We start from the raw sequence: 26,749 nt of genomic DNA, 5'->3' as shown, positions 1-26,749 counted from the left end.
CCGCCATGTCCGACACCGCAACTGGGCAGCCCACCCCGGCCGGAGTGCCGGCACCGGACGCCGCGACGAGCCCGCTCAACGATCCGGCGGCCCCCGGCGGCGCGGCCGAGGAACGGCTCGCGTACCGCCTGCTGACCGGCCCGGACACGCGCGAGTTCTGCGCCCGGATCTCCCAGGCCCTCGCGGAAGGGTACGTGCTGCACGGCAGCCCCGCTGCCACGTTCAACGGCACCGACGTCATCGTGGCGCAGGCCATCATCCTGCCGCACGCGGTGGCCCGCGCCGACGCCGCGGTGGCCTCCGCCGTGGACTCCCTCGAGTACGAGGGCGAGGGACACGCGTGAGCTACGCCGGGGACATCACCCCGCTCGAGGCCTGGGATAAGCTGGCCGCCGGCGAGGCCATCCTCGTGGACGTCCGCACCGAGGAGGAGTGGGCCCACGTGGGCATCCCGGACACCAAGGGCACCGAGAACGACCCGCTCTTCATCCCCTGGGTGTTCGACGGGGGGATCCCCAACCCCGACTTCGTCATGGAGCTCGAGCTGCAGGCGCCCGAGGACAGGGCCACCGAGCTGCTCTTCCTCTGCCGCTCCGGCGGCCGCTCCGTCGCCGCGGCGTCGGTCGCGGCCAACCTCGGCTTCACCGCGTACAACGTCCTCGAGGGATTCGAGGGTGTGCCCGGGCCGGACGGCTCGCGCACCGTCAACGGCTGGAAGAACCGTGGGCTGCCGACCAATGTAGGACAGGACTAGATCATCCCGTGAGCTTCAACGACAGCCCAGACGCCACCGCCGGCTGGGCCGAGGACACCCGTGCCGTGCGCGGCGGCCTCCTGCGCAGTGACTTCCAGGAGACCTCCGAGGCCATCTTCCTCAATTCCGGGTTCGTGTACTCCTCCGCCGAGGCGGCGGAGCGCGCCTTCACCGGCGAGGAGGAGCGCTTCGTCTACTCGCGCTACGGCAACCCCTCCGTGGCTACCTTCCAAGAACGCCTGAGGCTGCTCGAGGGCACCGAGGCGTGCTTCGCCACCGCCTCCGGGATGTCAGCGGTCTTCACCGCCCTGGCCGCCCTGCTCGGCGCCGGGGACCGGGTGGTGGCCGCGCGCAGCCTGTTCGGATCGTGCTTCGTGATCCTCAACGAGATCCTGCCCCGCTGGGGCGTGACGACAGTCTTCGTGGACGGCCCGGACCTGGACCAGTGGCGCGACGCGCTCTCGGAGCCCACCACCGCGGTGTTCTTCGAGTCCCCCTCCAACCCCATGCAGGAGATCGTGGACATCCAGGCCGTGGCGGACCTCGCCCATGCGGCCGGCGCCACCGTCGTCGTCGACAACGTCTTCGCCACCCCGCTGCTGCAGCGCAGCCTCGACTTCGGGGCGGACGTGGTGGTCTACTCCGGCACCAAGCACATCGACGGGCAGGGCCGCGTGCTCGGCGGAGCCGTACTGGGCACCAAGGAGTTCATCGAGGGGCCGGTGAAGAACCTCATGCGCCACACCGGCCCTGCCCTCTCCGCCTTCAACGCCTGGGTGCTCACCAAGGGCCTCGAGACCATGGGGCTGCGGGTCCGGCACGCGTCCGCGAACGCGCTCGCGATCGGCGAGTGGCTCGAGGCCCAGCCGCAGGTCACCTGGGTGAGGTACCCGCACCTGCGCTCGCACCCGCAGTACGAGCTGGCGCGCAAGCAGATGAGCGCCGGCGGCACGGTCCTCACGTTCGAGGTGGCCGGGGGCAAGGAGGCCGCCTTCCGCCTGCTCAACGGCCTGCAGGTCATCGACATCTCGAACAATCTCGGCGACTCGAAGTCCCTCATCACCCATCCCGCCACCACCACGCACCGTGCCATGGGTCCGGAGGGCCGTGCGGCGATCGGCCTGGGCGACGGCGTGGTGCGGCTGTCCGTGGGCCTCGAGGACGTCGGGGACCTCATCGGGGACCTCAGCCGGGCGATGGCCTGAGGACCCCGGTGCGCCACTACACGATCAGCCTCACCTCGCCGCTGGCGCCGGCGGAGGCCTGGGCGCGCGTGCTCGACCTGCGCGTCCACGACCGCGTCATCCCGTTCACACGCATCACCTCCGGGCTCGCCTCAGCCGATGAACTCCGTCCGGGCCACGAGTTCACGGCCTGCACCATGGTGGGCCGGGTGGGGTTCGACGACGTCATGAGGGTCGAATCGCTCACCCCGCCGTCCGGGGCCACCGCGGGGCACGCGAGGATCGTCAAGACAGGCCGGCTGGTCCTCGGCGCGGTAGAGCTCACCGTCTCCGCGCACGACGGCGGCTCCACCGTGCGCTGGGAGCAGGACTTCGGACTGGGGCGACTCGTGCGGCCCGCCCGGTGGGCCGCGGAGCTGGCAGCCCCGCTGCTGTACGGGACGACGCTGCGCCGGCTTCTGCGCGGCTGAGGGGCCCGGAGGGCGTCACCGCCTGAGCACGTACGCCTTCAGGTCGTCGAGGGTCTGCTGCATGTGGGCGTCCATGGCCGCCCGGGCGGCCTGAGGGTCATGGCCGGCCAGCGCGGCGCAGACGGCCTCGTGCATCTCGATCGCGTGGTCCTGGATCACCGGGACGGCGGAGGTCTCGGACCGGCGCTCGGCGAGGACCTGGCTCAGCGGCTCGAGCACCACCACCACGAACGGGTTCCCGGAGGCGCGGAGCACCAGGTCGTGGAAGGCGAGGTCCGCCTCGACGAAGCGCTTCAGGTCCGCCGCCGCGCGGGCCTGGCGCATGAGCCCGACCGTTCCACGGAGTTCGGCGAGCTCCCCGTCGGAGATCCGCGGGGCGGCCAGCTCTGCGGCGCCCGTTTCGAGCATGCGCCTGAGCTCGATGAGCTTCACGGCGGAGTCACCCCCGTCGGTGCCCTCGTTCGTGGCCCGGAGCACGGCGTGCAGGGAGCTCCAGCGGCTGACCGGATTGACGAAGGTCCCGCGTCCGCGCTCGACGCGGACGATGTTCTGCGCGGTCAGCGTCTTGACGGCCTCCCGCACCGTCATCCGGCTCACCTCGTGGCGCTCGGCGAGGTCGAGTTCGCCGGGGACGGGCGAGCCGGGCGGGAATTCGCCGGCGATGATGCGCTCGAGCAGGTCGTCGGCCACCTCGACCACGAGTGATTTCCTTGCCACCGCGCCCCTGTCTTTCCCACGCCGACGTCGCGGTCCGCGACGGATCTGGCGTCAGTCTACGGATCCTGCGGGCACCCTTGCGCTCCTGAGGCATGGGTCACAATACTTGGATTAGATGTCAGACATCTTATCTATCGATTCCCGCAGAAGGAAGTGACGCCATGCCCCTCGAAGCCGAGGCCCTCGCGAACTATCCCGCCGAGCGGACCGTCTCCGCGAGCGCGGTCGCCGAGCGCGTTGCACAGTCGGGACGCGTGCTCATCGTCCTCGACGATGACCCCACGGGCACGCAGTCCGTATCCGACCTCCCCGTCCTCAATGCGTGGGAGCCGGAGGACTTCCGCTGGGCGTTCGAATGCAGGATCGACGGGCTCCGGCCCGCCGCCGTCTACGTCCTGACGAACACCCGCAGCCTGGGCCCCGACGAGGCAGCGGAGCGGAACCGCGAGGTCGTCGCTGCCGCGAGCCTCGCGGCGCGCGAGGCAGGGGTCCGGCTGGGGTTCGTCAGCCGCAGCGACTCCACGCTCCGCGGCCACTTCCCGCTCGAGACGGACGTCCTCGCCGAGGCCATCGTGGCGCAGGGCGGCGCCCCGATCGACGGTGTCGTCATGGTCCCGGCCTTCCCCGACGCCGGTCGGGTGACGATCGGCGGCCAGCACTACGTGCGCACGACGGCGGCCGGCTCCGACAGCTCGGACGGCGCACCGCAGGCCTCGCTCACCCCCGTGAGCGAGACCGAGTTCGCGCGGGACGCCACGTTCGGCTTCTCCACCTCGTACCTGCCCGCGTACGTCGAGGAGAAGACGGGCGGACGGCGCAGGGCCGACAGCGTGATCGTGCTCGACCTGGGCATCGTGCGCGCGGGCGCCGATGCCATCGCGGACGCCATCGCCCCGGCCACGGACTCGACACCCATCGTGGTGGACGTGACCGGCGAGAACGACCTGAGGGCCCTCGCGCTCGGGCTCGACGAAGCCGAGCGGCGCGGCAAGGAACTCCTGTACCGGGTCGGGCCACCGTTCGTCCGTGCGCGCATCGGGCAGGAGGCCCGGCAGCCCCTCACGGCGGACGAGGTCTACCACCCGGGCACGGGCGGCCCGGAGCGCACCGACCTCGCCCCGGGAGGGCTCATCGTGGTCGGCTCGCATGTGGGCCTCACGACGCGCCAGCTCGAACGGCTCACTGCCGAGCACTCCTCGGCGGTCACTGTGGAGATCGACGTCAACGCCCTCCTCGATCCCGCGGGTGCGGCGGGCCATCTCGGGGCGACGGTCGACGCCGTCGTGCGGGCCCTCGCCCACGGGGACGTGATCGTCCACACCTCACGGACACTGGTGAGGGCCGACGACCCGGCGCAGAGCCTGCACATCGCGCGCACGGTGAGCTCCGCCGTCGTGCATGTGGTCAAGGCCGTGCTCGAGGCCTCGCCCCCGCGCTTCGTCATCGCGAAGGGCGGCATCACGTCCTCCGACGTCGCCGCACACGGGCTGCAGATCCGCCACGCGATCGTGCGCGGGCCGATGCTTCCAGGCATCGTCTCGCTCTGGGAGCCCGTGGACGGTCCCGCGCGAGGGATCCCCTACATCGTCTTCGCGGGCAACGTCGGCGACGACGAGTCACTCGCCGCCGTGACGAGAACGCTGAGCTCGACCTTCTGAAGGGCCGCCGCTCCTCCCCCACCGACTCCACAGGAGAACCCCATGACTGACCCCTCCGGCTCCACCCCGACCGTCGCCGTCCTCGGACTGGGCGCGATGGGCCTCCCCATGGCCACGCGCCTGGCGACAGGGCTCACGGTCCACGCCTTCGACATCGCCCCGGCCCGCATGGACCTCGCCCGCGCAGCGGGAATCCAGACGTTCGGCTCGGCCCGGGAGGCTGCGGAGGGCGCCGACGCCCTCCTGCTGGCCGTCCGCAACGGCGAACAGCTCGACGAGGTCCTGTTCGGCGCGTCCGGCATGGCGGCGTCGCTCACGCCCGGCTCGATCGTCATCCTCACGAGCACCGTGGGGACTGACTCAATCCCGGCTGTCGCCGCGCGCCTGGCCGAGACCGGCGTCGGCCTCGTCGACGCACCGCTCTCGGGCGGTCCCGTGCGTGCGGGGGAAGGCGACCTGCTCATCGTGGTGGGCGCCGCGCCGTCGGACCTCGACAAGGCCCGACCCGTCCTCGAGCTCCTCGCCTCGACCCTCACGGTGGTCGGGGACGCGCCGGGCGACGGCCAGGCCCTCAAGACGGTGAACCAGCTCCTGTGCGGGGTGCACATCGCCGCCGCCGCCGAGGCCCTCGCCCTCGCAGGAGCGCTCGGCCTGGACCAGTCCAAGGCCCTTGCCGCCCTCGAGGCCGGTGCCGCCGGCTCCTTCATGCTCTCCAACCGCGGCCCGCGCATCCTGGAGGCCTACAGCGAGGGCGGCGCGGAGGTCCTGTCCCGGCTCGACATCTTCGTCAAGGACCTGGGGATCGTGGGCAAGGCAGCGCGCGCCGCCGGCCTCGCCGCCCCCGTGGCGGCCGCGGCGGAGCAGCTCTTCCTGCTCGGGGCAGCGCACGGACTGGCCGCCGAGGACGACTCCGCTGTCATCAAGGTCATCGCCCCCACCCCCGCCTCCTAGCCCTCCGAGACTCCGGCGAACCGTTGACACTCTCCATATTTCCTATAGGATCTTTTGTGAGCGGAGTCACCGAACCGCAGCCCGCCAGTTCCCCTCTCTTCCACTGCATCGGAGCACCATGTCGAACGAACCAGCGTTCACCGCAGAAACGTGGCCCATCGCCACCTGCCTCCACGGCTTCCGGACCGTGGACCGCAACGGCGTGGCCATGCACGACGCCTCCCCCGAGGTCTGGGACGACATGTTCGCCCAGATTGAGGACGTCGGCTTCACCCTGGCCGAGCTGGCCGACAGCCACGTCCGCCCGGCAGACCTCGAACCCTCGCGCCGCGACGAGTTCCTCTCGATCGCGAGGTCCCACGGCGTGGGCATCCCCTCGGTCCACCTGCAGCGCCAGAGTGTAGTCATGCCGGGCCACGAGGAGCGCAATCTCGAGTACGCGCACCGCACGATCGACGCCGCAGCCGAGTGGGGCATGGAGGTCTTCTCGACCGGCCTCCACCAGCCGTTCAGCGAGGCCCAGCGCAAGGCGCTCTGGTTCTGGACGGCCGAGGGCCCGAAGGATCCCGACGACCGCGAGGTGTGGGATGCCGCCGTCGGACGCATCCGCGAGCTCGGCAAGCACGCCGCGGACCTCGGCCTGCGGATGTCGCTCGAGATGTACGAGGACACGTACCTCGGCACCGCGGACAGCGCGGTCCGGTTCGTCCAGGAGGTGGGGCTGGACAACGTCGGCATCAACCCGGACGTCGCCAACCTCATCCGCCTGCACCGTCCGGTCGAGGACTGGCGCTACGTCTTCGATAAGACCCTCCCGTACGCCAACTACTGGCACGTGAAGAACTACACGCGGGACGAGGCCGCGGACGGCAGCTGGGCCACCTCTGTGCCCTCGACCATGGAGACGGGCCTCATCAACTACCGCCAGGTGTTCCGTGACGCGCTCGCCGCCGGCTTCGACGGGATCATCCTCACCGAGCAGTACGGAGGCGACAGCCTCGGTGTCTGCGCCACGAACCAGAAGTACATCCGCACTCTGCTCCCCAAGGGCTAGGAACAACCATGACTGAACTCACCGTTGCCGTCGTCGGCTCCGGATACATGGGCGGCGGGATCGCACAGGTCCTCGCGCTCGCCGGCGCCACCGTCAAGATCGCGGACATCTCCGAGGAGATCGCCGTCCGCAACTACGAGCGGCTCCTGGACGAGGCGCGCCAGTTCGTCGCCGACGGACTCTTCCCGGACGACGCCGTCGAGCGCCTCGAGGCGCACCTCTCCCCTGCCGCCTCGATCGAGGAGGCGGTAGCGGACGCGGACTTCATCGAGGAGGCCGTGCCGGAGAAGATCGAGATCAAGCACGAGACGCTCCGCCGGATCAGCGCCGCGGCGCGCCCCGACGCCGTCATCGGCTCCAACACCTCCACGATCCTCATCGCCTCCCTCGCCGAGGCCGTGACGCGCCCGGAGCGGTTCCTCGGCGTCCACTTCTCCAACCCGGCACCCTTCATCCCCGGGGTGGAGCTCATCCCCCACCCCGGCACGGACGAGAGCGTGATCCCGCTCGTGGAGGACCTCGTGGCCTCGACGGGCAAGGAGACCGCGCGGGTCAAGGACTCGACCGGGTTCGTGCTCAACCGGCTCCAGTACGCCCTGTTCCACGAGGCGACGCAGATCGTCGAGGAGGGCATCGCGACCCCGGAGGACATCGACACGATCGTGCGCACCACCTTCGGCTTCCGCCTTCCCGTCTTCGGTCCGTTCGCGATCGCGGACATGGCGGGCCTGGACGTGTACGCCTTCTGCTACGCGTCCCTGCAGACCCGCTGGCCCGAGCGCTTCGCCACCCCCGAGTCCCTCAAGGAGCTCGTGGACGCCGGCAAGTTCGGCACGAAGTCCGGCGCCGGCTACCTCGACGTCCCCGCCGAGCGCACGGCAGAGCTCGTGGCCTACCGCAATAAGGCCTACGTGGCCATGAAGAAGCTCATCGACGAGCTCGGGCCAGCCCCCATTCACCTCGCGGCCGCGCCGGTCGCCCACTGATGACCTTGGAGAACCCCATGACTGACTTCCCCGCATCGCCCACCGTCATCCTGACGGGCGCGGCCTCCCCGCGCGGCATCGGCCGCGCCTCCGCCCACTATCTGGCCGAGCGCGGCTGGAACATCGGCATCATCGACCTCGACGCCGACGCCGCCAAGCGCGTGGCCGAGGAGATCGCCACCGAGCACGGCGTCCAGGCCGCCGGCGCCGGTGCCGACGTCTCCGACGAGGCCCAGGTCCGCGCCGCATTCGACGAGCTCGAGGGCCAGCTGCCCCAGCTCGTGGCCCTCGTCAACCTCGCCGGCATCTCCTCGCCCGTGCCATACCTCGAGGTCACGGCGGACGAGTGGAACCGCGTGCTGGACATCAACCTCAGCGGGGTCCACTACGCGACCCGCCGCGCGGTCGAGTCGATGGTCAAGAACGGCGTGGGACGCGTCGTGAGCATGTCCTCCGTCTCGGCGCAGCGCGGCGGGGGCACGTACAGCAAGACTCCGTACTCCGCTGCGAAGGCCGGCATCATCGGCTTCTCCCGGAGCGTGGCGCGCGAGCTCGGCCTCGCCGGCATCACGGTCAACGTCGTCGCCCCGGGCCCGATCGACACCGACATCATGGGCGGTACCCTCACCGAGGAGCGCAAGGAGAAGATGGCGGCCGACGGCGTGCTGCCGCGCATCGGCACCCCGCGGGACATCGCCGCGGCCATCGCCTACCTCATCAGCGAGGACGCCGGCTACGTCACCGGACAGACCCTCAACGTCAACGGCGGCCTCTACATGCAGTGAGAGGCACCCTCGTGAAGTCCTTCCTCGGCCCCTGGTCCAGATCCCGTCTCGCGTTCCTGGCCGTGGGGATCGTGTTCGTCGCCGTCGGCGTCGTCACGCTCCTCCACGGCCACTAGCACTCCCTTCCCCGCTCCATCCGACAACTTAATCACGACACCCCAACCCCCCATGGGTTCACCTCAAAGGAGAGCTGCCGTGTCCTTCCCCGCCCAGCGGACGGTCGCGCCGTCGGCGCATGACATCGCGCTGAAATCCGCCATCTCGAAGGCCGCACGGCACCTCATGCCGATGCTGGTCATCCTCTACTTCGTCGCCTTCCTCGACCGGACCAACGTGGGCTTCGCGCAGGCGGCCCTCAGGGCCGACCGCGGTGTGGGCGACGCCGCGTTCGCCCTCGGCGCCGGAATCTTCTTCATCGGGTACGCGATCTTCGAGGTGCCGAGCAACCTGCTGCTCAAGCGCTTCGGCGCCCGCTTCTGGCTCGCGCGCATCTCGGTCACGTGGGGCATCGTCGCTGCCGCCTTCGCGTTCACCACCGATGACGTCATGTTCAACGTGCTGCGCTTCCTCCTGGGCGTCACGGAGGCCGGGCTGTTCCCGGGCGTCATCATGTTCCTGTCCGAGTGGTTCCCCAACAAGGTCCGCGTGCAGATGTTCGCGATCTTCTACCTCGCGCAGCCGTTCTCGCAGATGATCGGCGCCCCGCTCTCGGGCGGTCTCATCAGCTTCGGCGATTCCCTCGGCTTTGCCCGCGGCTGGCAGGTCATGTTCTTCGTCGAGGGCCTGCTCGCCGTCGTGGCCGGCATTGCGGCCCTGTTCCTCCTCACGAACAGCCCGGCGAAGGCCAAGTTCCTCGACGACGAGGAGAAGCTCGCCCTCTCGAACGCGATGGCGGTCGAAGACCGGGCCCGCACTGAGGACGGCCCCAGCGGCATCTGGCGCGCCATGGCCAACTGGAAGGTCTGGTACTTCACGGTCATCTACTTCGCCCTCCAGATCGCCGTCTACGGAACCACGTTCTACCTCCCCCAGGAGGTGGCCGGCCTGCTCGGCAAGAAGGTCGGCTGGGAAGTCGGCCTCGTCTCGGCCATCCCGTGGCTCGTGGGCCTGTTCGCCTGCTACTTCCTCGGCAAGGCCGCGCACACGGTGGCGCGCCGCAGGAACTGGGGCAGCCTGCTCTACATCGGAACGGGCGTGTTCATCCTCGGCTCGGCCTGGGCCGGTGCGAACAACCAGCCGCTGCTCGGCATCGTGTTCATCACGCTGGCCGTCGCGAGCTTCCTCACGGTCGGTCCCATCACGTGGGCCTACCCGACCGCCTTCCTCACGGGCGCCGCAGCGGCTGCAGGGATCGGCCTCATCAACTCCCTGGGCAACCTCGGCGGGTTCGTGGCTCCGCTCATGCGCACGGCGTTCAACGACGCCATGCCGACCAAGAGCGGCGAGTGGGGCGTCGTGTCCCTGGGCGTCTTCGCCTTCCTCGCCGCCGCGATGGTCTTCGCGACGAAGTTCTTCAAGGGCGCGAAGTCGGACGAGCTGCTCGAGGAGGAGGAGTTCGCTCCCGTCCACTGACACGCGCGGCACGCGCCGCACACCGGTGGAACCCACGACGTCGGCCGGTCACCTTCAGAAGGTGACCGGCCGGCGTCGTGCGTGGTGGGTCAGGAGGCGGCGGCAACGTCCTTGCGGGCCCGCTCACGGACCCGCTCGATGTGGTCCCGCATCGCCCGCCCCGCGGCAGCGCCGTCCCCGGAGCGGAACGCCTCCAGGATTGCGCCGTGCTCGATCACGGCCTCGTCCGCATCGCTCACGCCAGACTTCACCGTCTGGCGCATCCGGTGCACGCGGGTGGAGATCGCCTCGGACATGTCGAGCAGGAAGGGATTCCGGGTGCCCTCGAAGATCAGGTGATGGAAGTTCCAGTCGACCGCGAAGTAGTCCCGGATCAGCCCCACCGAAAGCTTCTCGCCCTCGTCCACCGCCTCGTCGACCACATGCGAGATGGCGATGTGCTCCGTCAGCGCCTGCTCGAGCAACGGCACGAGCTCCTGCGCATGCCGAGCCGCCAGCTCCGTCGCGCCGCACTCGAGCACCAGCCGCGCATCGAAGAGCGCCTCCAGATGCTCCGCGGCCAAGGGCGGCGCCACCCGATAGCCCTTCAGGGCCTCGCGGACCACCAGGCCGGTCCGCTCCAACTGCACGAGGGCCTCACGCACGGGCGTCGGAGACACCTTCAGATCCCGCGCGATCGCGTCAATGGACAGACGGGTGCCGGGAGCCAGATCCGCCGTCATCAGCATGTCCAGCACGAGATCGTAGACACGGTCACGGAGCCCCCTGCGCTCGAGGGCGGCAGCCCCGGCCAGAGGATAGACGGTCTCAGACATGGGCGCCTCCTGCGCACCCGATAGTACCAGCCACGCCCACGCGAACGCCCCCGCAGCGCCGTCGGTGACGGACACTGCGGGGGCGCCGGTTATGAAGTGATCAGCCCTGCGCGGGCTCCTCGAGACTCTCCTCGGGACCCTGCGAGCGTCAGCTCGGCCGGTCGGAGGGGACCTCGCGGGAGGCGGCGACCGTCGTCGGCCGGTCTCCGCGCTTGCGGAGCGAGAGCATCACGAGGCCCGCAGCGAGGAGGCAGGCGGCCAGGAAGATCGAGGTCGCCATGAAGCTGCCGTGGGTGACGTCCTGGAGGAAGCCTCCGACGTACGGTCCGACGAAGCCGCCGAGGTTTCCGACGGCGTTGATCAGGCCCATGGCGCTGCCCGCGACAACTACGGGCATGGCACGCGAGGCCGAGGCCCAGAAGGGCCCGTCGTAGGCGAGCGCGCCGGCCATCGCGATGCTGATGAACACGACAGCGATGATCGGCATCGCACTGCCCGTTGCCACCGAGATGACAAGCGCCACGGCGCCGACGGCCATGGAGAGCAGCACATGCGTCGAGTAGCGGCCCGAGCGGTCCGCGGCCTTGGCGTTGTACCAGAGGGCGAACATGGCCAGCACGTACGGGATCGCCGTCACGAAGCCAACCTCGATGGAGGAGCCGGACGTGATCGTCTTGACGACCTTCGGCAGCCAGATGTTCAGGCCGTAGAAGCCGATCTGGATGAGGAAGTAGACGAGTGTGAGGCGCCAGACAGCGCCGTTGGAGAACACGTGTTTGATGCTGACGTGCTCGTGGTGCGGGGCGGCGGCCTCGTCAGCGGCGAGCCCCTCCTCGATGTAGGTGCGCTCCTCGGGCGAGAGCCACTTCGCGTCGCGCGGGCGGTCGGCGATGAGGAACCACCAGATCGGTGCCGCGATCACGAACGGGAAGATGCCCTCGATGATGAACAGCCAGCGCCAGTCGGAGAAGGAGAGGATCCACCCCGAGAGCGGCGCCGTGATGATCGAGGCGATGGCGATGTTCATCATCCAGAAGGCGTACGCCCGCGCGCGTTCTGCCGCGGGGAACCAGTGGCTGATGAGCACGAGGATCGCCGGCCAGATTCCGGCCTCCGCCACGCCGAGGAAGAACCGGACGACCAGCAGCTCCGTGAAGTTCTGGATGAAGCCGCCGAGGACCGCCAGGACGCCCCAGACGAGGATCATGATCCCGACGAACTTCTTGGCGCTCCAGCGTTCGGCGAGGTGGCCTCCCGGTATCTGGAGGGTCAGGTAGCCGATGAAGAAGATCCCGGCGGCGAGGCCCTGCTGGGCGGCATCGATCCCGAGATCGTTGTGGAGCCCGTTCAGGGCGAACCCGATATTGGTCCGGTCCATGAACGAGATGATGTAGACGATGATGGCCACGGGGATCAAGCGCGTCCAGCGCTTCCTACCCACGGTCTCGTGGACAGCCTGCGCCACGATAGCCTCCCTGTTTCCTATAGGATATATCCCCCCTCATCCACGCTAGGGGGTGATCCGGATCACTGTCAAGGTTTCTTTTCAGGGTGAGGACAGCGGCGCCAGGGGGGTCGGCCCCCGCGTTCGGGAGAGCACGACGCCGCACGACGCGGGCCGGTCACGTTCTGAAGGTGACCGGCCCGCGTCGTGCGCGGTGGGTCAGGAGTCGGCGGCGACGTCCCTGCGGGCCCGCTCACGGACCCGCTCGATGTGGTCCCGCATCGCCCGCCCCGGCGCGTCTTTCTCGCCCGAACGGAAGGCCTCGAGGATCGCCCCATGCTCGAGCACGGCGTCATCGGCGTCGCTCACACCGGACTTGACCGTTTGGCGCATCCGGTGCACGCGGGTGGAAATCGCCTCGGACATGTCCAGCAGGAAGGGATTCTGCGTCCCCTCGAAGATCAGATGGTGGAAGTTCCAGTCAACCGCGAAGTAGTCCCGGATCAGCCCCACCGAGAGCTTCTCCCCCAGGTCCACGGCCTCGTCGACCACGTGGGAAATCGCGATGTGGTCCGCCAGCGCCTGCTCCAGCCGGGGCACCAGCCCGTCGGCATGACGCGCCGCCAGATCCGTTGCGCCCCCCTCGAGCACCAGCCGCGCATCGAAGAGCGCCTCCAGATGCTCCGCCGCCAGCGGCGGGGCCACCCGGTACCCCTTCAGGGCCTCCCGGACCACCAGGCCAGTCCGTTCCAACTGCACCAGCGCCTCACGCACGGGCGTCGGAGATACCCTCAGATCCCGCGCGATCGCATCGATCGACAACCGCGTGCCCGGCGCGAGGTCCGCCGTCATCAGCATGTCCAGCACCAGGTCGTAGACACGGTCACGGAGCCCCCTGCGCTCCAGCGCAGCTACCCCGGCCAGGGGATAGACCGTCTCAGACATCAGCGCCTCCTGCACCGACACCACCAGCGACACCCCCACCGACCCCCACGCCCGCCACCGCCCACACCTCGTCCAGAACCGCCTCGACGGCGGCCGGATCGTGGGCGAAGCGGCCCAGGAACAGCCCGTCCACCGAGTCCGCGATCCGCGTCAGGAGGCCCGGGCCGGCGCTGCCGCCGTAGATGACGGCAGCGCTCTCACGTCCGGCCAAGGCCCGCACATGCTCGCGCAGGGGCCGGCAGACGGCGCGGATGTAGTCCGGGTCCGCCGGCTCCGGCGCACCGATGGCCCACTGGGGCTCGTAGGCGACGACCACGGGGCCGGACGGGCCGGACGCTCCGGCGGCCAGCGCGTCGTCGACCTGCCGGATGCACTCCGCGGCCGCGTCCCGCGGCTCCAGCCTCTCCGGTTCGCCGATGCACACGAGCGGGATGAGGCCGTTGCGCAGGGCGGCGGCCGCCTTGGCGCGCACCACGGCGTCGTCCTCCCCGAAGAGACGGCGCCGCTCGGCGTGCCCCACCTCCACGAGCGTGCAGCCGATCTCGGCGAGCTGGGCCCCGCTGACCTCGCCGGTGAACGGGCCGAAGTCCTCGGTGGCGAGGTCCTGGGCGCCGACCATCGCCGCGCCGTCGAGCGTCTCGACCGCCGCGGGAACCGAGAGGTAGCCGGGGACCACGAAGAGCCCCGCGGTCCCCGAGCGCACGGCCGGGTGCCGGCGCGCGATCTCCGCAACGGACCGGCACCACGCGAGGGTCCGCTCGTGGGTGAAGTACATCTTGGTGCTCGTCCCGAGCAGGAAGGGCGGGAATCCGCTCACCCTCACAGCCCTTCGTAGCTGCAGATCTCGCGGACCTTGTCGTTCGAGGCGCTCGCCTCGTCGAAGACGTAGGTGAGCCATTCGCGTACGTTCCGGCGCGCCTGCTCGATCCCGATGACGCGCTGGCCCATGCAGAGCACCTGGGCGTTGTTGGACAGCACGCTGCGCTCCACCGAGAAGCTGTCGTGCGCCGTCACCGCCCGGATGCCCTTGACCTTGTTCGCCGCGACGGCCACCCCGAGGCCGGTGCCGCACAGGAGGATGGCGCGGTCCGCCTCGCCGCGCGCGACCATCTCCGCCGCGGAGGTGGCGATGGTCGGATAGTTGGTGTGGCCCTCGGCATCCACCCCCACGTCGGCCACGGAGGCGACCAGATCATTGGCCTCGAGGTCCTTCTTGATGACTTCCTTGTAGTCGAAGCCGGCGTCGTCCGAGCCGACCACGATGCGCCATGCGGGCATGCGTGCTCCTTCTGGGTAGTGTTCGTGTTTCTGAGGCCGCGGTCAGCCGGCCGCGAGGACCGGGTGCACGCGCTCGACGATCAGGGCCAGTGAGACCGCTCCCGGGTCCGGGGTCCCGAGGGACTTGGCCCCGTGCGCTCGGGCGCGGCCCATGCCTGGCATGAGCTCGGCGGTCGCCTCCGCGGCGTGGGCGGCGGCCCTCGCGGCGTGCTTCCAGGCGTCCGCGAGGCTCTCGCCGGCACCCACCCTGTCGGCGAGCGTGTCCGCGAACGGCACGAGGGCGTCCACCATGGTCTTGTCTCCCACGGCGGCCTTGCCGTAGTCCATGACGGCGCCTGTGGCGGCGCTGATCCCGGCGGCGACGGCGTCCGGCGTCGGGAGTTCGGTGTCTCCCAGATGCGAGCCGACCGTGCTGAGGATGAGCCCCCACAGGGCGCCGGAGGTGCCGCCGGCGCGGTCCGACCACGCATCGCCGCACCGGGCGAGGAGGCTTCCGGCGCCGGCGCCCTGTTCGGCCAGTGCGGCGGCGGCCTCTGCGGCGGCGACGGTGCCGCGCTGCATGCCGATGCCGTGGTCGCCGTCGCCCGCGATCGCGTCGATGCGGCCCAGCTCAGCGGCCTGCTCGCCGATCAGGTCGCGGACGGCGGCGAGCGCCTGCGCGATGAGGGCGGCGGCCCGCCGGGACTCCTCGGACGACGCCGGGAGCTCGGCTTCCGCGGCCTCCCCGCCATCTGCTGTGACGGACTCGAGCGCCGAGGTGTCCATGGACCCGGTCCGGAACGCGGGCGTGTCGGCGGGCGCGAGCCAGAGCCGCTCGAGCTCGTCGTCGACCCAGAAGAGCGTGAGGGAGGCGCCGGCCATGTCGAAGCTCGTGCAGAACTCGCCGACCTGGGGGTCCACGAGGGTCAGCCCGGCCACCTCGAGGAGGTCCGCGACCCGCGCGTAGACCACGTAGAGCTCCTCGTTCTTGACCGAGCCGAGGCCGTTGAGGATGGGCACCACGCGGCCGCCCCGGACCGCCGCGCCCTCGGGGATCTCGGCGGGGTCGAGGAGCCGCTCCACGAAGAGCTCGGCAAGGCCGTCGGCGCTGGGGATGTCGGTGAGGTCGATCCCGGGCTCGCCGTGGATGCCGAGGCCCACGGCCATCTTGCCGTCAGGGACGGTGAAGAGGGGCTCCTCCGCCCCCGGAAGGGTGCAGCCCGTGAAGGCCACGCCCATGGAACGGGTTCGGGCGTTCGCGGCGATGGCCACGCGCTCGACCTCGTCGAGGGGGGACCCCTGGGCCGCAGCGGCGCCCGCGGCCTTGAAGACGGTCAGATCGCCGGCGATGCCGCGGCGGCGTTCGGCCTCCGCGGGCGGGGCGCTGAAGATGTCGTCGGTGACGGTCACGGTGCGGCAGTCGATGCCGGCCTGCCGCACGGCCTCCTGGGCCGCGCCGAAGTGCAGGACGTCCCCGGCGTAGTTGCCGAAGCTCAGCAGGACGCCGCAGCCCTGCTCGCTGGCCCGGATGACACCCTCGACTTGGTGGGCGGACGGCGAGGCGAAGAGGTTCCCCATCGCCGCACCGTGGGCGAGCCCGGGGCCCACGAGGCCGCCGAAGGCCGGATAGTGGCCGGAGCCGCCGCCGATCACGAGGGCGACCTGGGGCTCGGGCGAGCGGGTGGAGCGCGAGACGCCGCCGGTGACCTTCCGCACCCAGCGGCCGTTGGCGCGGACGAACCCGTCCACCATGTCGTCCGCGAAGGCGGCCGGGTCATTCCAGAGCCGGGTCATGTGCTTCTCCTCGACGTATGGGTCCAGACGTGGAGGCCCTCTGCAGCTGACCTCTTTCCTATAGGATATTTGAGGGGTGGTGGGAATCACAAGCCTTCGGGTGTGACGCGTGCGGTGCGCGAGAATGGCCCGATGGACATCCGCGGCCGAGACCTTCGGATCCCGCCGCAGCCCGGCGCGCGGCACGGGATCGTGATCCCGGCCGCCGAGCTCGTCGAGCGGTTCAGCCGCTCGGGCGGCCCCGGAGGGCAGGGCGTGAACACGACCGACAGCCGCGTCGAGCTCCTCTTCGACCCCGGCGCGAGCGCGGCCTTCTCCCAGACGCAGCGCGAACGGATCCTCGCACGGCTCTCCGGCCGGCTCGTGGGAGGGCGCGTCAGCATTGTCGCGTCCGGAGAGCGGTCGCAGCTGCGGAACCGGGAAGACGCGAGGGAGCGGCTCGTCGGCCTGCTCTCCGAGGCGATCCTCCCGCCCGGTCCGGCCCGGCGCCCCACTCGGCCGACCCGCGGCTCGCAGCTGCGGCGGCTGGAGTCCAAGAAGCGCCGGGCGGACATCAAGTCGGCCAGGCGCCGCCTCCCGCCCCCGGCATGACGGCGGTGCCGCTCCTCAGTACGGTCCTCGGGGCCTAGGCTCCTAGGCTCCGGTGTCCCACCCGCCATTGCGGTGCTGCGTGGCATCCACGGCGGCACTCACGACGGCGGCCAGCCCCTCGCCGTCGGACGCGACCGCACGCTGCATCCGCTCGCCGGGACCGCGGGCCTGAAGGGTCTTGAGGGCACGCTCGGCGCCGTCGAGCTCGCCCGACTCGCGCAGCACCGGGGCCACGTGGGCCAGGAGAGCGGCAACGGCATCGGCGGCGGCCAGGGGGCGCCCCTGCCGGGGATGCACGAGGGATCCGTTCAGGCCCGCGCGGCTCGCGCGCCAGGCCGCGAGCCGGAGCACGGCCGCCGGCGCGCCCGACGGGAACACCCCGCGGGCTGCCTCGCGCGCCGCCGTCTCCACGAGGCCGCGGACCAGCACGGCGAGGAGGGCCGAGTCGGAGGCGTCGAGGCACACGTCTGCGACCCGGACCTCGACGGTGGGGTGCCAGTGCGAGAGGCGGGCGTCGAAGTAGACCATCCCCTCGTCGGAGATGGCGCCGGTGGCCACCATGGAGTCCACGAGCGCGCGGTACGCGCCGAGGGTCCCGAAGACCTCCTGGGGGCCGGAGGTGGGCCAGCGGTTCCACGCCTGGGTGCGGAAGCTCGCGTACCCGGTGTTGGCGCCGCGCCAGAACGGCGAGTTCGCGCTGAGGGCGACCAGGAGCGGAAGCCACTCCCGGATGCGGTCCAGGACGGCGACGCCGTCCGCCGGGGACTCCACCGCCACATGCACGTGCAGCCCGCACGTGAGCTGCTCCTGGGAGGTGATCGCGAACTCCTCGGCCATGAGGGCGAACCGCTCCCCGGGGGTGAGATGGGTGGCCGCGCTCAGCGGGGAAGTCGCGAGCGCCGCGATGCGTGCATCCAGCTGGCGCGCCGCGAGGTCCAGGGCGCGCCGGCCCTGGTAGAGCTGGCCCAGAAGCTCCTCATGGGTGAGGCACGGCTGCGTCTGGGTCTCGATCTGCTCGAGCTTGAACTCCTGGTCCACGTCCCGGGGCCGGCCCATCACGGCGAGGATCCGCTCCGCAAGCGGCAGCGGCTCACCGGTCTCGGCCGAGACGATGAGCAGCTCTTCCTCCACCCCAAAGGTGCGCATGCGGCCATTGTGTCAGTCCCGGCGCAGCCCAAGGCTCCTCTTCTAGGCTGTGGCCATGGATTCAGCCACGTGGTCCCTCGCGTTCGATCTGCTGGGTGTGTTCTTCTTCGCCGTCTCCGGCTGCCTCCTCGCGGTGCAGAAGGGGTTCGACATCCTCGGCTCGCTCCTTCTCGGCTCGCTCACCGGGATCGGCGGTGGCGTGATCCGCGACCTGATCCTCGGCCGGTTCCCCAACTCCTTCGCCGAACCGATCTACCTCGCGCCGCCCGCGCTTGCGGCCCTCGTGGTCTACTTCCTCGTGCCCGCGGTGCAGAAGGCGCGGCGCACCCTGCTGACGTTCGACGCCGCGGGCCTGGCCCTGTTCTGCATCACCGGCACCGTGACGGCCCTGAGCTACAAGGTGAACCCGGTCTCCGCCGCGCTGCTCGGCACCGTGACAGCGATCGGCGGCGGCCTGCTGCGGGACACCGTGGCGAACGTCCGGCCGGGGCTGTTCGACCGCCACGACCTCTACGCCGTGCCGGCCATGCTGGGCGCCGGGGCCGTGGCGGCGCTCTGGACGCTCGGGCTCTACTCCACCGCGGCCGGGTTCGTCGTGGCCGTCGTGGTCTTCGCGGTGCGGATCCTCGCCCTCAAGTTCCGCTGGAGCGTCCCGCTCGCTGCCTCGAGCCGGCACCAGGCCGAGCGGCACGCCGCAGACTGAACCACCCGGCGTCGTGCATGCATGCAGGCATTCCACAGGTGCTTCCCCTTGACGCGGGGGCGCCCTGAGGGGGTTGGCTGGGAGGATGACTGAGAAGACCAGAACCCTCGGCACCGACTCCCCCCTCGCCGTATCCTCCCTCGGACTCGGCTGCATGGGCATGTCCGAGTTCTACGGCACCCCCGACGAGGACGCGGGCCTCGCGACCATCCATCGCGCCCTCGACCTCGGCATCACCTTCCTGGACACCGCGGACATGTACGGCCCGTTCACCAATGAGAAGCTCGTGGGCCGGGCCATCGCGGGGCGCCGGGACGAGGTGCAGCTCGCCACGAAGTTCGGCAACGTGCGCGGGCCCAACGGGGAGCGGCTCGGGATCAGCGGACGCCCGGAGTACGTGCGGCAGGCCTGCGACGCATCGCTGCAGCGGCTCGGCGTGGACCACATCGACCTCTACTACCAGCACCGGGTGGATCCGAATACCCCGATCGAGGACACGGTCGGGGCCATGGCCGAGCTCGTGGACGCGGGCAAGGTGCGCCACCTGGGCCTCTCCGAGGCCTCCCCCGCCACGATCCGCCGCGCGCACGCCGTCCATCCCATCACGGCGCTCGAGACGGAGTACTCGCTCTTCACCCGTGACCTCGAAGCGGAGATCCTGCCGACCATCCGCGAGCTGGGGATCGGCCTCGTGCCGTACTCGCCGCTGGGCCGCGGGATCCTCACCGGGCGGCTCACCGCCGATTCCCTCGCACAGGACGGCGACGCCCGCGCCTCCCGCTACTTCCCGCGCTTCCAGGGCGAGGCGCTCGAGGCGAACCTGCGCCTCGTCGAGAACGTCAAGGCCCTCGCCGCCGAGAAGGGCGTCACCCCGGGGCAGATCGCCCTCGCGTGGGTGCTCGCCCAGGGCGACGACGTGGTGCCCATCCCCGGCACGAAGCGGGTCGAGTACCTCGAGGAGAACGCCGCAGCCCGCGACATTGTGCTCACGGACGCCGAGCTCGAGGCCCTCGCAGCGGCCGTCCCACAGGACGCCGTCAAGGGGTCCCGGTACGGGGACATGAGCTCGATCGACAACGGGTAGGCGCACGACGGCGGCCCGCACCGACGCTTCGCCGGTGCGGGCCACTGGGGTGCTCGGGAGGATCAGCCGTCGGCACCGGCCGGCGTCGTCGTGGTCTTCTCGCCGAGCGTCTGGTTCGCCTTGGTGGCGAAGCTGTTGTCGAAGGTGTCGGTGTACTTGATCTTCGAGACGTCCTTGCCGAGGGTCGTGAACATGTCCGCGATCGTCTTCGGACCGCCCGCCGGCATCAGGCCGTCGGGGAGGAACTGGGCCTTGTCCGCGGTGAGCGCCTTGACGTAGTCCTCCTTCGTGATGTTCTTGTTCTGGACGTAGTCGGAGGGCAGCTTGTCCGCGATCTCCTGAGCCGAATGCGTGTTGATCCAGTGCATCGTCTTGACCAGGGCGTTGACAACCTTCTGGACGGTGTCCTTGTTGGCGTCGACCCATTCCTTCTTCGCGATGACGCTCGCCGCAGGCCAGTTGCCGCCCACAGCCTTGGTTGCGCCGTCGGTCGTCGCAAGGTCGATCGCCGAATCGGCCACCCCCTGGTTCTCCATCGCCGTGACAGTGGGCTGCGTGGTCATGACACAGTCGGCCAGACCGTTCTTGATGGCCGCGATCGCCGTTGCGCCGGCCCCCGCCTTGACCGTCTTGTAGTCCTTGCCCGCCTTGAGTCCAGCCTTCGACGCGATGAACTGCGTGAGGGTATCCGTGCCCGAACCGAGGTCCGTGACGCCCATGTTCTTGCCCTTGATGTCGGCGGCCGAGTGGACGTTGGCCTTGGGGCTGCACATGATGCGCTCACCGGGGGCGCCGGAGAGCTGGACGACGCTGATGATGTCTTTGCCCTGGAGCTGGAAGTCGTACGTGTGGTTGTACCAGGCGCCGGACATGTCGACCTGGCCGGAGACCATGGCGTCCTCGGCGCCGACGCCGCCGTCCTGCTCGGTGGAGAGCTGCATGTCGACGCCCTGCTCCTTGTAGTAGCCGAGCTGCTCCGCGAGCTTGTAGGGGAGGTAGATCTGCTTGTCGATGCCGCCGATCATCATCTTCACGGTGGGCATCGGGCCGGAGGAGCCCGAGCCGCTCGCGGCCGCTGAGGTAGAGCCGCCGGAGCCGCCGCACGCGGTGAGGCTGAGCGCCACCGCGGTGACGGCGGCGGCTGCGAACATGCTGCGCTTCATCATTGTTTTACGCATCCTTTGTGAATCAATGTGGGGAATTGCTGGATTGGGACAGATATCCGGTCAGATGGCTTGGGCCTCAGACTTGTTGACGGGCCGCCACTTGAGGAGCATGTGCTCGAGAAGTCCGATGAGGAATTCGGCCACGAGTGTGAAAACCGCGATGATGATCATGCAAGCGAAGACGGTGTCCGGGTCGAACTTCCCCTGGGCCTGGCTGATGATGAGGCCGAGCCCCTGCTGTGCACCCAGCACCTCGGCCACAAGCGCGCCGATGATCGCGAAGCCGAAGGCCGTGTGGAGGCTCGCGATGATCCAGGTCATCGCGGACGGAATGGTCACGTGGATCGCAACCTGGAGCGGCGAGGCGCCGAGGACCCGGACGTTCGCGACCAGGTTCTGATCGACTTCACGGACGCCTTGGAACGCGTTGAAGAACACCACGAAGAAGACGAGCACAGCCGCGAGCAGGACCTTCGGGAAGGTTCCGAGGCCGAACGCGACAATGAAGATCGAGCCGAGGATGATCCGGGGAATCGAGTTGACGATCCGGATGTACGGGCCCACCACCGCGGAGAGGTACTTGTTCGAGCCGAGGAGCAGACCGAGCACGATCCCCACGAGCGTGCCGAGGAGGAACCCGAGGACCGCCTCTTGGCCCGTGACCCAGATGTTCTCCCAGATCGAACCGAATGAGGCATCTTCCGTGTTGGTGAAGAGCGTCACGAGGCTGTCCCAGATCTGCGTCGGCATGCCGAAGAAGAAGGGATCAACCAGGGGGTGCTTCCCGTCGGGCTTCACGTTGGTGCAGAGCTGCCATCCGCCGATGATGACGACGGCGAGGGCGATCCGTCCCACCCAGATCCAGATGGTCCGGCGCCGATGTGCGGCCCTGCCGGCGGCCGCCGGGCTCGGCTCGGGCCCGACGGGCGGTGCCGGCTGCTGCTTCTCCTGAATGCTCACAGTGGTCTCCTCGCGGGCCAGACTTGTCATGCTGCACCTGCTGTCGCGGCGTAGGCGCGGGTGACCTCGTCCTTGAGGGACTCCCAGATGCGCCCCTGCAGCTCGAGGAACCTCTCCTCGTGGCGGATCTCCTGCACGTTCCCGCGCGGCCGCGGAAGGTCGATGTCGAAGACGTCCTTCACCGACCCGGGACTGCTGGTCATGATCACCACCCGGTCGGAGAGGGCGACGGCCTCGTCGAGGTCGTGGGTGATGAAGAGGACCGAGGGCCGCAGCTCCTCCCAGAGCTTGAGCAGCTCGTTCTGCATGATCGCCTTGGTCTGCACGTCCAGCGCTCCGAAGGGCTCGTCCATGAGCAGGATGCGCGGGCTGTTGATGAGCGCCGCGGCCATGGCCACGCGCTTGCGCATGCCGCCCGAGAGCTGGTGGGGGTAGCGGTCCTCGAAGCCGGCGAGGCCCACCCGGCGCAGCCAGTCGCGGGCCAGCTCTGTGGCCTGGCGCTTGGGGGTCCCGAGCAGGACGGGCCCCATCATGACGTTGTGGAGCACGCTCTTCCACGGGAACAGCGCGTCCGCCTGGAACATGTAGCTGACGCCCTTCGTGACACCCTCGACCCGGTGCCCGCCCACGCGGACGGTGCCCTCGCTGGGGTGCTCCAGCCCTGAAACCTGGGCAAGCGTCGTCGACTTGCCGCAGCCCGTGGGGCCCACGATCGAGCAGAACTGGCCCGGCTCCACGGAGAGGGTGACGTCCCGGATGGCGGTGAACGTCTCGCCCTTGGGCGTGAGGTACCTCTTCGTCAGGCCATTGATCTCAATACGCGATCCGGAATCCTCAGGGGGCGGATTCGATTTCATGACATTCATGGCTTTGTGGTAGATCCTTTCAACATGTCCGGTGAGCTGAATCACATCGACGGCCTCCACGGTAGAAAGCGGATGGTCGCCGAGACCACGCTTGCGAATCTTGCGAGGGTTATTAGCGTTCATTCATGTTCTGAGCCTTTTGATCACTCGAGCGCGGCCTCGCGATGAGGGCGGCCACAGGGTGGTGGCGGGCTCGGCCCCTCGCCTCGCAGATCCTCGTCTGGGTGCTGGGCCTCCTCCTGGCGACCGTCGGCCTGGGCGGCCTCGTCTCCGCTCGCCTCACCGGCCAGACGCTGGACGACCAGTTCCGCCTGCGGGCCCTTGGCGTGGCCGAGTCCGTGGCCCAGATGCCTGAGATCGCCGCGGACCTCGCCACCCGGGACCCGGAGCACCGGATCCAGGCGATCGCGGAACAGGTGCGCACGCACGCGCAGACGGACTACGTGGTGGTCACGGACCGGGAGGGGGTGCGCTTCTCGCACCCCACCCCCTCGCTCATCGGCAAGAAGCTCGAGGAGCCCGTCGCGGTCCTCGACGGCAAGGCCCACCTGGGCACCGATCCGGGCAGCCTCGGGGATTCGGCGAACGCCAAGGCGCCCGTCGTCGACGCCACCGGGGCGGTGATCGGCCAGGTTTCGGTAGGCATCCTGGAGACCACCGTCACCTCGGAACTCCTGAGCGACGCGGGCACGATCGCCGCCTACTCGGCCCTCATCCTGTGCCTCGGAGCGGCGGGCTCGTTCCTGCTGGCCCGCGCGATCAAGCGGGCCACGTTCGGGCTCGAGCCGTCCGAGATCGCCTCGCTCCTGCAGGAGCGCGAGGCACTCCTGCACGGCATCCGCGAGGGCATGGTGGGGCTCGACGACGCGGGCCGCGTCACCGTCATCAACGGCGAAGCGCGCCGCCTGCTGCATCTGGAGAACAGCGCGCTCGGGAAGCCCGTGAAGGAGCTCATCCCCGCGGGACGGCTGCGGGACGTGCTCACCGGCGACGCGGCCGGCGCGGACCAGTCCGTCATCACCGACGATTCCCTCCTCGTGGCCAACCGCATGCCGGTGAGCGTGGGCGGCCGGAGCGTGGGCGCCGTCGTGACCCTGCGCGACCGCACCGAGACCGAGGCACTCATGCGGGACCTGCGCTCTCTCGAGGGCCTCATGGATGCACTGAGGGCCCAGGAGCACGAGTACGCCAACCGGCTCCACACGGTGGGCGGACTCCTGGACCTCGGCGAGGCGGAGCAGGCCCGGACCTTCATCTCGGGCATCGCGGACACCTCCCGCTCCTTGGGCGAGGGGCTGCGGGGCCGGATCGAACCGCCTGAGCTCGCCGCCCTCATCCTGGCCAAGATCACCGTTGCTTCCGAGCAGGACGTACGCGTGACGGTGTCCGAGGAGTCCCGCCTCCGCGAGCCCGCGGTAGCGGCCGAGGACCTCCTCACCATCGTGGGGAACCTCCTCGACAACGCGATCGACGCCGTCGCGGGCCTTTCCGGGGACCGCGAGGTCGTGCTCGTCCTCGACGACGCGGACGGGGTGTTCGTGCGGGTGACCGACACCGGTCCGGGCGTCCCCGCGGAGGCGGTGGACGACGTCGTGCGCGACGGTTTCACCACCAAGGCGGACAGGCCCGGACACCAGCGGGCCGGGATGCGCCGTGGCATCGGGCTGGCGCTCGTGGCGCGGATCGTGCGGCGCGCCGGTGGCACCATGGACGTGTTCCCGGGTCCCGGCGGGCGGTTCGAGGTCTGGATCCCCGGGGCGCCGGCGGGTGCAGGGAAGGGCGGGGAGAGGGCATGATCCGGGTTCTCGTGGTCGACGACGACTATCGGGTGGCGCGGCTCCACGCGGCGCAGGTCGCCAAGGTCCCGGGCTACGAGTGCGTCGGCGAGGCCCACACGGCCGCCGCGGCCCGGACGGCGATCGCCCGCGATCGCCCGGACCTGCTCCTGCTGGACGTCTACCTGCCGGACGAGGACGGCATCTCGCTCCTGCGCTCGCTGCGCGAGGCCGGGGAGGACGTGGATGTCATCATCATCACGGCCGCGAGGGACGTCGCAACCGTCCGGGCAGCAATGCGCGGCGGGGCCGTGCACTACCTCGTGAAGCCGTTCGGGTTCGACCAGCTCGCGGAGCAGCTCGCCGCCTACCGGCGGTGGCGCGCGGACGCGGAGTCCCGGAGCCTCACGGGGATCACGGGCCAGACCGACGTGGACGCACTGTTCGCGACGCAGCGCGGCGGGGCGCCGCCGTCCTCCGTTCCCGGGGGCGCTTCGGCGCGCCGGCTCCCGCCGACGATGCAGAAGGTGCTCGAGGCCGTCCTCGCCGCGGAGCGCCCGCTCGGGGCCCAGGACGTGGCGGACCTCATCGGGATCTCCCGTCCTACGGCGCAGCGGTACCTCAGCGAGCTCGAACGCAAGGGGCGGCTGACGCTGCACCTCGAGTACGGGGCTACCGGCCGCCCGGTCAACACCTACCGCCCCCCGCGAATGTTGAGTTGAGCAGGGTGGCGGGGGCTCGCACCCTGCTCAACTCAACATTTCCGGGCGGGAGGCGGGGGGAGGCAGGTGGGAGGCGTCTCAGTCCTCGCCGACGGTCCGGCGGCGCCCCGACAGGTAGCCGAACACCGAGGCACCCACACCGATGGCCAGGAAGGCATACCCGGCAAGGGTGAAGGCGCCGGTGGCCTGGTGGATCGCCGCGACGAGCAGGGTGCCCGTGGACCCGACTCCGTACCCGACCCCCTGCATCATGCCCGAGAGGTTCACGGCGGTGCGGGCGTCCCGCGTGCGCAGCATGATCAGGGTCAGCGCCGCGGCCGTCAGGGCACCCTGGCCGAGGCCGAGGAGCGCGATCCACACCCAGACGAGCTCGATCGGGCCCAGCACGCTCAGCGCGAACCCGAGCGAGGTCATGACGGCGAGCGTGACGTTGAAGGCGCGCTGGTCCCAGAAGCGTGCGGCCAGCACGGGGGCGAACAGCGAGCCCAGCACCTGCAGCACGATCGACGCCGAGACCATGAGGCCCGCGGTGGCGCCGTCGATGCCCCGCTCGCGCAGGATCGGGGAGAGCCACGCGAACACGCTGAAGGACGTCATCGCCTGGAACAGCATGTACAGGGTCACGTGCCACGCGGTGCGCGACCGCCACACATTCGCGCCGCCATGCTCCGCCGCGCGGCGCACGGGCCTGGCGCGCACCGCCACGACCACGAACAGGAGGGTCACCGCGAGCGCGGGGAACGCCCAGAAGAGCAGCGCCGCGTTCCAGGAGCCGGTGGCCTGGTAGACGGGGTACGTGAAGCCGGCGCCGAAGGCGGCGGAGGCCACGATCGCGGCCGTGTAGAGGCCGCCCATGAGGCCGAGGCGGTGGGGGAAGTCCTGCTTCACCTCGCTCGGGAGGATCACGTTGCACAGGGCGATCGCTGCCCCGCACAGGGCTGTGCCGAGGATGAGCCCGGGAAGGTGTCCGGCCGGGCCCCACTCGCTGGGCCGGATGAACAGCCCCAGCGTCAGCACGGCCATCGCACCGAGCAGCACGCGCTTGGGTCCGAACCGCCGCGCCAGGACCGGCGCAAGGGGCGCGAAGACGCCGAGCAGGGTCACGGGAACGGTGGTCAGGAGGGAGATCGCCCACTCCGGCACGGACCCGCTCGCCCTGATCTCGGTCAGCACTGCTGCGAAGCTCGAGAATGCGGTCCGCAGGTTGAACCCGATGAGCACCAGGCACACCCCGAGGAAGGCAAGCCGGCGCCGGGACGGGGCATTGGCGGGGGTTGCGTCCTGGGTCCGGAGTTCTCGAATCACTCGTCCGAGGGTATCGGTCAGACCACGCACCTCTCGACTGCGCCC

Annotated in this window: 27 protein-coding genes; 15 read left to right on the top strand and 12 right to left on the bottom strand. The window is 70.2% G+C overall.

From position 1 onward, the window contains the following. Nucleotides 1–5 precede the first annotated feature (5 nt). Genes IE231_RS18565 through IE231_RS10400 form a run of 4 tightly spaced genes read left to right on the top strand, consistent with a single transcriptional unit; the run spans nucleotide 6 to nucleotide 2,408 of the window. Complete coding sequence (locus IE231_RS18565; RefSeq protein WP_189693905.1) at nucleotides 6–344, top strand: DUF1737 domain-containing protein; 339 nt, start codon at nucleotides 6–8, stop codon at nucleotides 342–344. Then, nucleotides 341–754, top strand: a complete 414-nt coding sequence (locus IE231_RS10410; RefSeq protein WP_189693904.1) for a rhodanese-like domain-containing protein — start codon at nucleotides 341–343, stop codon at nucleotides 752–754. The genes IE231_RS18565 and IE231_RS10410 overlap by 4 nt, the downstream gene beginning before the upstream one ends. 8 nt (nucleotides 755–762) lie before the next feature. Further along, the gene (locus tag IE231_RS10405) at nucleotides 763–1,959 is read left to right on the top strand and encodes an O-succinylhomoserine sulfhydrylase (protein WP_189693903.1); all 1,197 of its coding nucleotides are present in this window, start codon (nucleotides 763–765) and stop codon (nucleotides 1,957–1,959) included. 8 nt (nucleotides 1,960–1,967) lie between these two features. After that, on the top strand, nucleotides 1,968–2,408 hold the full coding sequence (locus IE231_RS10400; protein ID WP_189693902.1) for an SRPBCC family protein: 441 nt from the start codon (nucleotides 1,968–1,970) through the stop codon (nucleotides 2,406–2,408). 15 nt (nucleotides 2,409–2,423) lie between these two features. Here the strand turns inward: IE231_RS10400 and IE231_RS10395 are convergent, their stop codons facing one another. Then, entirely contained in the window at nucleotides 2,424–3,125 is a 702-nt protein-coding gene (locus tag IE231_RS10395) for a FadR/GntR family transcriptional regulator (protein ID WP_189693901.1), read from the bottom strand. A 161-nt stretch (nucleotides 3,126–3,286) separates the two neighbouring features. On the opposite strand from IE231_RS10395, the gene IE231_RS10390 reads away from it, so the two are divergent. The 6 genes from IE231_RS10390 (at nucleotide 3,287) to IE231_RS10365 (ending at nucleotide 10,131) form a co-directional block, all read left to right on the top strand. Beyond that, a complete protein-coding gene (locus IE231_RS10390; RefSeq protein ID WP_189693900.1) occupies nucleotides 3,287–4,783 on the top strand; it encodes a four-carbon acid sugar kinase family protein in 1,497 nt (498 codons plus the stop codon). Between the two features lie 42 nt (nucleotides 4,784–4,825). Continuing rightward, nucleotides 4,826–5,734, top strand: coding sequence for an NAD(P)-dependent oxidoreductase (locus IE231_RS10385; protein ID WP_189693899.1), 909 nt, complete (start codon nucleotides 4,826–4,828; stop codon nucleotides 5,732–5,734). 118 nt (nucleotides 5,735–5,852) lie between these two features. Then, nucleotides 5,853–6,788, top strand: coding sequence for a sugar phosphate isomerase/epimerase family protein (locus tag IE231_RS10380; protein ID WP_189693898.1), 936 nt, complete (start codon nucleotides 5,853–5,855; stop codon nucleotides 6,786–6,788). 8 nt (nucleotides 6,789–6,796) lie between these two features. Next, nucleotides 6,797–7,774, top strand: a complete 978-nt coding sequence (locus tag IE231_RS10375; protein WP_189693897.1) for a 3-hydroxyacyl-CoA dehydrogenase family protein — start codon at nucleotides 6,797–6,799, stop codon at nucleotides 7,772–7,774. 17 nt (nucleotides 7,775–7,791) lie between these two features. After that, the gene (locus IE231_RS10370; protein ID WP_189693896.1) at nucleotides 7,792–8,559 is read left to right on the top strand and encodes an SDR family NAD(P)-dependent oxidoreductase; all 768 of its coding nucleotides are present in this window, start codon (nucleotides 7,792–7,794) and stop codon (nucleotides 8,557–8,559) included. A gap of 195 nt (nucleotides 8,560–8,754) precedes the next feature. Further along, entirely contained in the window at nucleotides 8,755–10,131 is a 1,377-nt protein-coding gene (locus tag IE231_RS10365; RefSeq protein ID WP_229866693.1) for an MFS transporter, read from the top strand. Between the two features lie 89 nt (nucleotides 10,132–10,220). Here IE231_RS10365 and IE231_RS10360 read toward each other — a convergent pair whose 3' ends face one another. From IE231_RS10360 to IE231_RS10335, 6 genes are all read right to left on the bottom strand, one after another. Further along, a complete protein-coding gene (locus tag IE231_RS10360; RefSeq protein WP_189693894.1) occupies nucleotides 10,221–10,946 on the bottom strand; it encodes a GntR family transcriptional regulator in 726 nt (241 codons plus the stop codon). A 148-nt stretch (nucleotides 10,947–11,094) separates the two neighbouring features. Then, the gene (locus tag IE231_RS10355) at nucleotides 11,095–12,411 is read right to left on the bottom strand and encodes an MFS transporter (protein WP_229866691.1); all 1,317 of its coding nucleotides are present in this window, start codon (nucleotides 12,409–12,411) and stop codon (nucleotides 11,095–11,097) included. A gap of 198 nt (nucleotides 12,412–12,609) precedes the next feature. Then, complete coding sequence (locus IE231_RS10350; protein ID WP_189693893.1) at nucleotides 12,610–13,335, bottom strand: GntR family transcriptional regulator; 726 nt, start codon at nucleotides 13,333–13,335, stop codon at nucleotides 12,610–12,612. After that, on the bottom strand, nucleotides 13,328–14,152 hold the full coding sequence (locus IE231_RS10345) for a triose-phosphate isomerase family protein (protein ID WP_229866689.1): 825 nt from the start codon (nucleotides 14,150–14,152) through the stop codon (nucleotides 13,328–13,330). The genes IE231_RS10350 and IE231_RS10345 overlap by 8 nt, the downstream gene beginning before the upstream one ends. A 2-nt stretch (nucleotides 14,153–14,154) precedes the next feature. Next, the gene (locus tag IE231_RS10340) at nucleotides 14,155–14,613 is read right to left on the bottom strand and encodes a ribose-5-phosphate isomerase (RefSeq protein WP_189693891.1); all 459 of its coding nucleotides are present in this window, start codon (nucleotides 14,611–14,613) and stop codon (nucleotides 14,155–14,157) included. Between the two features lie 42 nt (nucleotides 14,614–14,655). Further along, nucleotides 14,656–16,386, bottom strand: a complete 1,731-nt coding sequence (locus IE231_RS10335; protein WP_189693890.1) for a dihydroxyacetone kinase family protein — start codon at nucleotides 16,384–16,386, stop codon at nucleotides 14,656–14,658. Nucleotides 16,387–16,518: 132 nt separating this feature from the next. Between IE231_RS10335 and arfB the strand changes: the two genes are divergently transcribed. Continuing rightward, entirely contained in the window at nucleotides 16,519–16,977 is a 459-nt protein-coding gene (gene arfB, locus IE231_RS10330; protein ID WP_189693889.1) for an alternative ribosome rescue aminoacyl-tRNA hydrolase ArfB, read from the top strand. A 42-nt stretch (nucleotides 16,978–17,019) separates the two neighbouring features. Here arfB and IE231_RS10325 read toward each other — a convergent pair whose 3' ends face one another. Then, nucleotides 17,020–18,123: a glutamate--cysteine ligase gene (locus IE231_RS10325; protein WP_189693888.1), complete on the bottom strand. Its 1,104-nt coding sequence runs from the start codon at nucleotides 18,121–18,123 to the stop codon at nucleotides 17,020–17,022. Between the two features lie 55 nt (nucleotides 18,124–18,178). Between IE231_RS10325 and IE231_RS10320 the strand changes: the two genes are divergently transcribed. Further along, nucleotides 18,179–18,826, top strand: a complete 648-nt coding sequence (locus tag IE231_RS10320) for a trimeric intracellular cation channel family protein (protein ID WP_189693887.1) — start codon at nucleotides 18,179–18,181, stop codon at nucleotides 18,824–18,826. Between the two features lie 85 nt (nucleotides 18,827–18,911). Next, nucleotides 18,912–19,910: an aldo/keto reductase gene (locus tag IE231_RS10315; protein ID WP_189693886.1), complete on the top strand. Its 999-nt coding sequence runs from the start codon at nucleotides 18,912–18,914 to the stop codon at nucleotides 19,908–19,910. Nucleotides 19,911–19,972: 62 nt separating this feature from the next. On the opposite strand, the gene IE231_RS10310 is transcribed toward IE231_RS10315, so the two are convergent. The 3 genes from IE231_RS10310 to IE231_RS10300 are packed head-to-tail and all read right to left on the bottom strand — an operon-like array spanning nucleotide 19,973 to nucleotide 22,902. Continuing rightward, entirely contained in the window at nucleotides 19,973–21,076 is a 1,104-nt protein-coding gene (locus tag IE231_RS10310) for an ABC transporter substrate-binding protein (protein WP_201896910.1), read from the bottom strand. 60 nt (nucleotides 21,077–21,136) lie between these two features. Continuing rightward, complete coding sequence (locus IE231_RS10305) at nucleotides 21,137–22,036, bottom strand: ABC transporter permease (RefSeq protein WP_201896909.1); 900 nt, start codon at nucleotides 22,034–22,036, stop codon at nucleotides 21,137–21,139. 26 nt (nucleotides 22,037–22,062) lie between these two features. Beyond that, on the bottom strand, nucleotides 22,063–22,902 hold the full coding sequence (locus IE231_RS10300) for an ABC transporter ATP-binding protein (protein WP_189693884.1): 840 nt from the start codon (nucleotides 22,900–22,902) through the stop codon (nucleotides 22,063–22,065). 164 nt (nucleotides 22,903–23,066) lie between these two features. Here IE231_RS10300 and IE231_RS10295 point away from each other — a divergent pair, with 164 nt between their 5' ends. Both IE231_RS10295 and IE231_RS10290 read left to right on the top strand, forming a co-directional pair. Next, entirely contained in the window at nucleotides 23,067–24,698 is a 1,632-nt protein-coding gene (locus tag IE231_RS10295; RefSeq protein ID WP_189693883.1) for an ATP-binding protein, read from the top strand. Beyond that, nucleotides 24,695–25,399, top strand: coding sequence for a response regulator (locus tag IE231_RS10290; protein ID WP_189693882.1), 705 nt, complete (start codon nucleotides 24,695–24,697; stop codon nucleotides 25,397–25,399). Before IE231_RS10295 ends, IE231_RS10290 begins: the two co-directional genes overlap by 4 nt. 78 nt (nucleotides 25,400–25,477) lie before the next feature. On the opposite strand, the gene IE231_RS10285 is transcribed toward IE231_RS10290, so the two are convergent. Continuing rightward, nucleotides 25,478–26,704 carry an MFS transporter gene (locus tag IE231_RS10285; protein WP_229866688.1) on the bottom strand — a complete coding sequence of 409 codons (1,227 nt, stop codon included), beginning with the start codon at nucleotides 26,702–26,704 and terminating at the stop codon, nucleotides 25,478–25,480. Between the last annotated feature and the right edge of the window lie 45 nt (nucleotides 26,705–26,749).

It is taken from the genome of Sinomonas cellulolyticus (genome assembly GCF_014656475.1).
Lineage (GTDB): Bacteria > Actinomycetota > Actinomycetes > Actinomycetales > Micrococcaceae > Sinomonas > Sinomonas cellulolyticus.
Note: the sequence above shows the minus strand (reverse complement) of the source record. Positions and strands in the feature narration are given on the sequence as shown.

What these genes read in the sequence shown, in the direction of transcription:
- IE231_RS10310 (WP_201896910.1), bottom strand. Translation starts at nt 21,076, where the DNA reads ATGATGAAGCGCAGCATGTTCGCAGCCGCCGCCGTCACCGCGGTGGCG.
- IE231_RS10295 (WP_189693883.1), top strand. Translation starts at nt 23,067, where the DNA reads ATGAGGGCGGCCACAGGGTGGTGGCGGGCTCGGCCCCTCGCCTCGCAG.
- IE231_RS10390 (WP_189693900.1), top strand. Translation starts at nt 3,287, where the DNA reads ATGCCCCTCGAAGCCGAGGCCCTCGCGAACTATCCCGCCGAGCGGACC.
- IE231_RS10360 (WP_189693894.1), bottom strand. Translation starts at nt 10,946, where the DNA reads ATGTCTGAGACCGTCTATCCTCTGGCCGGGGCTGCCGCCCTCGAGCGC.
- IE231_RS10340 (WP_189693891.1), bottom strand. Translation starts at nt 14,613, where the DNA reads ATGCCCGCATGGCGCATCGTGGTCGGCTCGGACGACGCCGGCTTCGAC.
- IE231_RS10300 (WP_189693884.1), bottom strand. Translation starts at nt 22,902, where the DNA reads ATGAATGTCATGAAATCGAATCCGCCCCCTGAGGATTCCGGATCGCGT.
- IE231_RS10370 (WP_189693896.1), top strand. Translation starts at nt 7,792, where the DNA reads ATGACTGACTTCCCCGCATCGCCCACCGTCATCCTGACGGGCGCGGCC.
- IE231_RS10380 (WP_189693898.1), top strand. Translation starts at nt 5,853, where the DNA reads ATGTCGAACGAACCAGCGTTCACCGCAGAAACGTGGCCCATCGCCACC.
- IE231_RS10315 (WP_189693886.1), top strand. Translation starts at nt 18,912, where the DNA reads ATGACTGAGAAGACCAGAACCCTCGGCACCGACTCCCCCCTCGCCGTA.
- IE231_RS10320 (WP_189693887.1), top strand. Translation starts at nt 18,179, where the DNA reads ATGGATTCAGCCACGTGGTCCCTCGCGTTCGATCTGCTGGGTGTGTTC.
- IE231_RS10385 (WP_189693899.1), top strand. Translation starts at nt 4,826, where the DNA reads ATGACTGACCCCTCCGGCTCCACCCCGACCGTCGCCGTCCTCGGACTG.
- IE231_RS18565 (WP_189693905.1), top strand. Translation starts at nt 6, where the DNA reads ATGTCCGACACCGCAACTGGGCAGCCCACCCCGGCCGGAGTGCCGGCA.
- IE231_RS10325 (WP_189693888.1), bottom strand. Translation starts at nt 18,123, where the DNA reads ATGCGCACCTTTGGGGTGGAGGAAGAGCTGCTCATCGTCTCGGCCGAG.
- IE231_RS10375 (WP_189693897.1), top strand. Translation starts at nt 6,797, where the DNA reads ATGACTGAACTCACCGTTGCCGTCGTCGGCTCCGGATACATGGGCGGC.
- IE231_RS10335 (WP_189693890.1), bottom strand. Translation starts at nt 16,386, where the DNA reads ATGACCCGGCTCTGGAATGACCCGGCCGCCTTCGCGGACGACATGGTG.
- IE231_RS10350 (WP_189693893.1), bottom strand. Translation starts at nt 13,335, where the DNA reads ATGTCTGAGACGGTCTATCCCCTGGCCGGGGTAGCTGCGCTGGAGCGC.
- arfB (WP_189693889.1), top strand. Translation starts at nt 16,519, where the DNA reads ATGGACATCCGCGGCCGAGACCTTCGGATCCCGCCGCAGCCCGGCGCG.
- IE231_RS10290 (WP_189693882.1), top strand. Translation starts at nt 24,695, where the DNA reads ATGATCCGGGTTCTCGTGGTCGACGACGACTATCGGGTGGCGCGGCTC.